Below are 6,045 nucleotides of genomic sequence, written 5' to 3'. Positions count from 1 at the left end.
CTAATTCCGGTATACTGCCATGAAATTTTTCTTGAGGTGGAAGAAACCCGTGACATCCTCAATTTGCGACAAACGTCGTGCCCAAACTAACAATGAAAGCATGCAGTCCGTCGTTACGGCTATAGTTGTTTATCCGCAGATCTAAAGCCTTCAACCCGAAACTGAGGATTTTCGCCTTAGTAAAAATATCCTTATACCGAATGCCCAAACCGTATTGATGGGCATAATATTTCGAAAGGTCATAATCGGAAGTATAAAAACTGTGGCTTGTTAGGGCGACATCCTTTTCATAAAAATAGTCCGCTGCAGATTGTTTGAAGAACCGATAGTTCGGATACAAAGTAAAGGCATCACTTAATTTGATCGGCACCTCCAAACTGGCCGTATGTGCCGTAATGCCCCAATCATCATAATAGAATCGGTAGTAGCTTCTCAAAATAAATGTATCGTTCAGGTAATAGTTCAATCTTCCACCCATGGGCAATTTGAACCGGCTATTCGGCAGTCGTTCCACATCGTCGGCCAATTGAAAATCCTCAATAAAAAAATCGTTTGAATCACCAAAATACACCCGTTGGAAAGGGGTACTGAGAAGGCCATTCTGTACAACGGCATCCATAAAAATAGCTCCTTGCCATCTTTTGCCCAAAATCTGGGAAAGGCCCAATGAAAGCGAATATGAATTTCGTTGCACGTCTGAAAATGCATTGAAATCTGGCGCATAAATACCGTTACCGACCGTTCGGGAATCAAAAAAACCATCCCTTAGTTCAATGGGATATTGGGGATTCCACTTATCAAAATACACTTTGCCGCTAAACGACACCTCTGTATTTTTTTCATTGAACGAACGGGAATATCCACCGCCAAATCCCAAGGAAAAATAGTCGTATTCCGAAGAAACATAGGCGTTCGCGGTAATCATCGAATTGCGATTTTCAGAACTGTGCGCGTACGACGGATTGAAATGAACCAGCACATCTTGCTGCGAAGCCCCCGAAGAAGCGCTGAACGGACTCACCGTTCGGTTCACATCGCCATCCAAGGGATTTATATTACTTGAAGAAGCCGAAGTGTAGGCCGAGATACCCACATCGGCGGTCAAGACATCATCATCGTTCAATGGGATACTAACCACTAAAGCGGAAGTAGCATCGGTCAATTCTTCCGTTCCCGACCCCCCCGTTACCGCGGCGTTTTGACCATCTTGTCCGTAATAACTGAACAGCAGATCGATTTCAGCGGACTCCAAGACCCGTTTTTTATAGGAGGTATCTTCTTGGGAGAAAGCCAAGGTAATGGTGAGAACTAGCCCTATTGTGATTGTAAATTTCAATTTTGATGAGTTCGGTTTGGTTGTAGTTTAAAAGGTATATAGGTCGCTGGCTAGAACATTTAGAATTCAAATTTCAAATCAATTACAGCCACAGCCTCCCCCGCTCTTCCCACCATTGGCGCCTGCAGCGGCCTCGCGATACACCTGAAAATTAGTCTCGAAACGTTCCGACTCCTTTGCCGAAAGCTGCATTTCGTCATCATTAATGTACGCTTTTTCGTAGGGTTTTACCGCTACGCAGGAGGTACAAAACACGCCAAACACAAAAAGAAGTAGTACTTTTTTCAACACTGAAATCTTAGGTAGTTCGCCCAGTTGCGAATGGATTTAGTAAAATCAGAATAGCATTTCAATTTAGAATCAGCCTTATGGGGTACTCTCAAACAAAATTCCGCTACTCTTATGAACCTTGTTATCGCTATCCACCAAAATAACTTCGGTACCCCCTAATTGGTTGATCAGCGAAAGTCCCGCATCTTTGCCCATGATGAAGACCGCCGTGGCCAGGGCATCACAAATCTCGGCACTTTTGGCGAATATAGACACGCTATTCACGCCTGTCGACGGGTTACCGGTTCTAGGATCGATGATATGGGAATACTTTATACCATCAAAAACGACGAACTTTTCATAATTGCCGGAGGTCGCCACCGAGGATTCAACTATGGGCAGCCATGAAAATATCTTTTCTTTACTCAGCGGATTGGCAATACCGATGAGCCATTTATCCCCGTTAGGCTTGGTGCCCCATGTCGTAAGGTCTCCCGCGGCATTTATGATTCCTCCGACGACCTGTTTCGATATCAGCAGATCTTTGGCCTTATCGGCGGCGTATCCTTTTCCGATGGCGCCGAAGGAAATTTTCATCCCTTTTTCCTTTAGAAAAACGGTCTGATCGTCTTCGTTCAAAAGGATTTTTTGATATCCGACCTTGGTTATGGATTCTTCCAGTTCTTCATCCGTAGGTTTGCGCTTCATCGAGCCGTCGAATTTCCAAAGTTCATCCATGGAAGAAAAGGAGATATCGAAAGCCCCATCGGTAAGTTCCGATATCTGTTTGGCCCGTTCGATCAGCTGAAAAATTTCCAGGCTTACTTTTACGGGGCGGATTCCAGCATTTTGATTAATTAACGACGTCTCGGAATCCGGATTCCAAGATGAAATCAAGGCCTCGATACGCCTGATCTCCGCGGTAGCCTCATCGATATTGATCTGGCCTACATCGTGGTTACCGGCTACCACGGTAATATCGAAACGGGTACCCATCAATTTCAGGGTCTTGTTCGAGGTGACATACTCCTTTTCCTGGCCAAAAACGCCCACGGTCAAAAAGCAAAAGAGGATGCAGGTCAATAATCTCACTTTAAAAAGGAATTTAAACGTTTTATATACGCTTCCGGCGTGCTTTTCAGATATCCGGTCTCGCCCAAACTGTTTTCATGGCTATCCAAAAGCAAAACCAGTGGAAAATGTCCATTCGGATTATATTTCCCCGCCAGTGCATTGTTTTGTTCTGCAACCGCTACCGGTAATCGATTCGCTTTTTTCTTGGGGAAATCCGCTTTGTAAAGCACATAATTTTTATTGGCGTAGGTGCGAAAAATATCGGATTGCCAGATACTTTTATCCAGTTTGATACAAGGAGCACACCAATCGGAACCGGCGAACACCAAAAGCATAGGTTTATGCCGTTCTTTGGCTACCGTAAGCGCTTCTGCATAACTCGCTTGCCACTCTTGGGCAAAAAGTGCGGATGCAAAAAACAGTAGTAAAATGGAGAGGTATTTCTTCATAGCAACCCATAAGGCAAAATCAGCCCATTATTCAAATATCCGGAGGACCGTTCCGGTTAGTTCAGTCTTAAAAATTTTAAGGGACTTGGCCGGTCGGCTGTCGACCTGGTTCATGGGAGTTCCGTTTTGCTCAAAGCGGGATCCATGCACATCGCAGAAAAAGATGCCGCCTTCACGGTCCGTAAACCTGACTTCTGCATAACCTTCATGACTACATACCTGGCTGGCCGCTACAAAATTACCTTCGAGGTTTTGGACCACTACCACTGAATTTTTCAAAATAAAACCTCCGTTTTTGGCCAATTTCCGGGCTTCCGAAGATTCCAAATCCACGGTAAAATCAACGCCACTCGGCACGGGGGTGTTTCCGCCCGCCCCGCCATCGTCCTTCGAGCATGCGCCCAAACAGGGAAAGGCGATGGCAAATGCGGCACCGGCCCCTAGGCTTCTGAGAAATTGTTTTCTTTCCATAACAATGGTTTAGTATAAATAGGCCTACCACTTAGAAAACGAGTTTTTATGATTTTCTAAATGGTATGAGTATTGAACGCTACAATTGTAGGAAAAGTATACTTTGATATGGGTTATGGCCAAATTCAACGTTCGAAACAGAAACTATAGCCCTAAGGGAGCGTGTTTCGGACGGACGACAGGTGACGGAACAGCGATGTCACGTGATGGGTGATGGATACTTCATACAGGATGTCTAAATTAGGATTTTTAGCATCGGGGACTTTTACGATATTGGGTGGATGGCGATTGCGGATGGGGAATCGCCTATGGAGAATGGCAAAATGATTGATCAATAGGAAAAGCTGCCGAATTTGCTTTTGATGGTCAATTTTTTAGAGGGATGTGCCACTACCCTGCCCACAATTCTCGCATCGACATCAAAACTTTGTGAAATAGAAATCAAATCATCGGAGATGGATGGATCGACATACAACTCCAGCCGATGCCCGCAGTTAAACACTTGGTACATTTCTTTCCAATCCGTTCCCGATTGTTCCTGGATCAACTTGAACAACGGCGGTATAGGGAAAAGATTATCCTTAATAATATGGAGGCTGTCAATGAAATGTAGGATTTTGGTCTGGGCACCGCCGCTGCAATGTACCATGCCATGAATATCTTTGGATGTATATTTTTCTAGGATGCTTTTCACTATCGGCGCATAGGTGCGGGTTGGGGAAAGCACCAGTTTACCGGCATCGAGAGGAGAACCTTCGACGGAATCCGTTAATTTGGTTTTCCCGGAATACACCAATCCTTTGGGTACGGATGCATCGTAGCTTTCAGGATACTTATCGGCCAGATATTTCGAAAAAACATCATGCCGGGCCGAAGTGAGTCCGTTGCTACCCATACCACCGTTGTATTCCTTTTCGTACGTAGCTTTCCCAAAAGATGCCAGACCGACGATGACATCGCCCGACCTTATGTTGGCATTGTCAATGACATTGGCCTTTTTCAAACGTGCCGTCACAGTGGAATCTACGATAATGGTACGCACAAGATCACCCACATCGGCCGTCTCACCACCTGTAGAACGAATGCTTATGCCATGTTCGGCCAAATCGGAAATCAGTTCTTCGGTACCGTTGATGATGGCGGAAAGGACTTCGCCCGGAATCAGATTCTTGTTCCGACCTATGGTTGAAGAAAGCATAATATTGTCCGTAGCCCCGACACAGATCAAATCATCAATGTTCATGATAAGCGCATCTTGGGCGATTCCCTTCCAAACGGAAACATCACCGGTTTCCTTCCAATACATATACGCCAAGGAGGATTTCGTACCCGCACCATCGGCATGCATGACCAGGCAATAGTCCTCATCCCCTGTTAGATAATCGGGAACAATTTTACAGAAGGCTTGTGGGAAAAGTCCTTTATCAATGTTTTTGATAGCGTTGTGAACATCTTCCTTAGAGGCGGAAACCCCCCTTTGACTGTATCTTTCGCTGGTGGATGAACTCATTTCTTTTTCTATTTTATAAACAACAGCTCCCGATACTTCGTCAACGGCCATAGGCGGTCATCAATGAGTTGTTCTAATTTATCGCAGTGCTTCCGGATATCTTCGAAAAAGGGTCTGACATTATCGCAATAGGCAAAAGCTTTTTTCTGGGTATCGGTAATTTTGTTCGTTTTTCTTCTTGCGTCGGTCATGGCATCGGTAGTTTTCTTGAGGGATACCAAATGTTCGGCAATCTGTTCTATGATTCCCGATGGTCCGTCAGAGAGATTTTTATGGGCCGCGCCGTAAATATCCTTTAATCCAAGTACATTTTTTATCAATTGGTTCTGGTATTCGATGGCTGCGGGAATCACTTGGCTGTAGACGAGTTCGTCAAAGACCCGGCCTTCGATCTGCAAGTGCCTGACATAGGCCTCGAACTCGATTTCCTGGCGTGCCCTGACCTCGGCTTCGCTCAAAACCCCCATATCCTTAAAAAGTGCCACACTTTCTGCGGATGTCATGATTTGAAGTGCATTGGGCGTATTCTTATGGTTGCTTAATTTTCGTCGTTTTGCCTCTTTTTGCCATTCATCGCTATAACCGTCACCATCAAAACGTATCCGTTTTGATGTTTTTATATATTCCCGCAGCACATTGAATACCGCCTCATCCTTTTTAAGGTTTTTCTTATCGATCAATGCGTCCACTTCCTTTTTAAAATCCCGCAACTGTTTGGCAACGATGGTGTTCAACACCGTCATAGGTTTGGCGCAGTTCGTCAGGGTACCAACACCTCGCATCTCGAACTTGTTTCCCGTAAAGGCAAAGGGCGAGGTGCGGTTACGGTCGGTATTGTCCAACAAAATTTCGGGAATCTTGCCTACGACGTTCAATTTAAGTTCCGTTTTTTCCTCGGGGGATAGCTTTCCTTTTGAAACACCTTCCAATTCATC

The 6,045-nt window shown here is 45.0% G+C and carries 6 protein-coding genes and 1 pseudogene; all 7 read right to left on the bottom strand.

Going from position 1 to position 6,045, the window contains the following annotated elements:
• Positions 1-58 precede the first annotated feature (58 nt).
• A complete protein-coding gene (locus ACEW8S_RS13925; protein WP_373518748.1) occupies positions 59-1,336 on the bottom strand; it encodes a DUF3570 domain-containing protein in 1,278 nt (425 codons plus the stop codon).
• Positions 1,337-1,414: 78 nt separating this feature from the next.
• Positions 1,415-1,624: a DUF4266 domain-containing protein gene (locus ACEW8S_RS13920; RefSeq protein ID WP_373518747.1), complete on the bottom strand. Its 210-nt coding sequence runs from the start codon at positions 1,622-1,624 to the stop codon at positions 1,415-1,417.
• Between the two features lie 78 nt (positions 1,625-1,702).
• A complete protein-coding gene (locus tag ACEW8S_RS13915; protein ID WP_373518746.1) occupies positions 1,703-2,698 on the bottom strand; it encodes an FAD:protein FMN transferase in 996 nt (331 codons plus the stop codon).
• The gene (locus ACEW8S_RS13910) at positions 2,695-3,129 is read right to left on the bottom strand and encodes a thioredoxin family protein (RefSeq protein ID WP_373518745.1); all 435 of its coding nucleotides are present in this window, start codon (positions 3,127-3,129) and stop codon (positions 2,695-2,697) included. The genes ACEW8S_RS13915 and ACEW8S_RS13910 overlap by 4 nt, the downstream gene beginning before the upstream one ends.
• 27 nt (positions 3,130-3,156) lie before the next feature.
• Positions 3,157-3,600: a ubiquinol-cytochrome c reductase iron-sulfur subunit gene (locus ACEW8S_RS13905; protein WP_373518744.1), complete on the bottom strand. Its 444-nt coding sequence runs from the start codon at positions 3,598-3,600 to the stop codon at positions 3,157-3,159.
• Positions 3,601-3,931: 331 nt separating this feature from the next.
• On the bottom strand, positions 3,932-5,110 hold the full coding sequence (locus ACEW8S_RS13900) for an AIR synthase related protein (protein WP_373518743.1): 1,179 nt from the start codon (positions 5,108-5,110) through the stop codon (positions 3,932-3,934).
• Between the two features lie 8 nt (positions 5,111-5,118).
• A pseudogene (locus ACEW8S_RS13895) lies at positions 5,119-6,045 on the bottom strand (glutamine synthetase type III); the annotation flags it as partial.

The organism is Pricia sp., from assembly GCF_041745955.1.
Lineage (GTDB): Bacteria > Bacteroidota > Bacteroidia > Flavobacteriales > Flavobacteriaceae > Pricia.
Note: the sequence above shows the minus strand (reverse complement) of the source record. Positions and strands in the feature narration are given on the sequence as shown.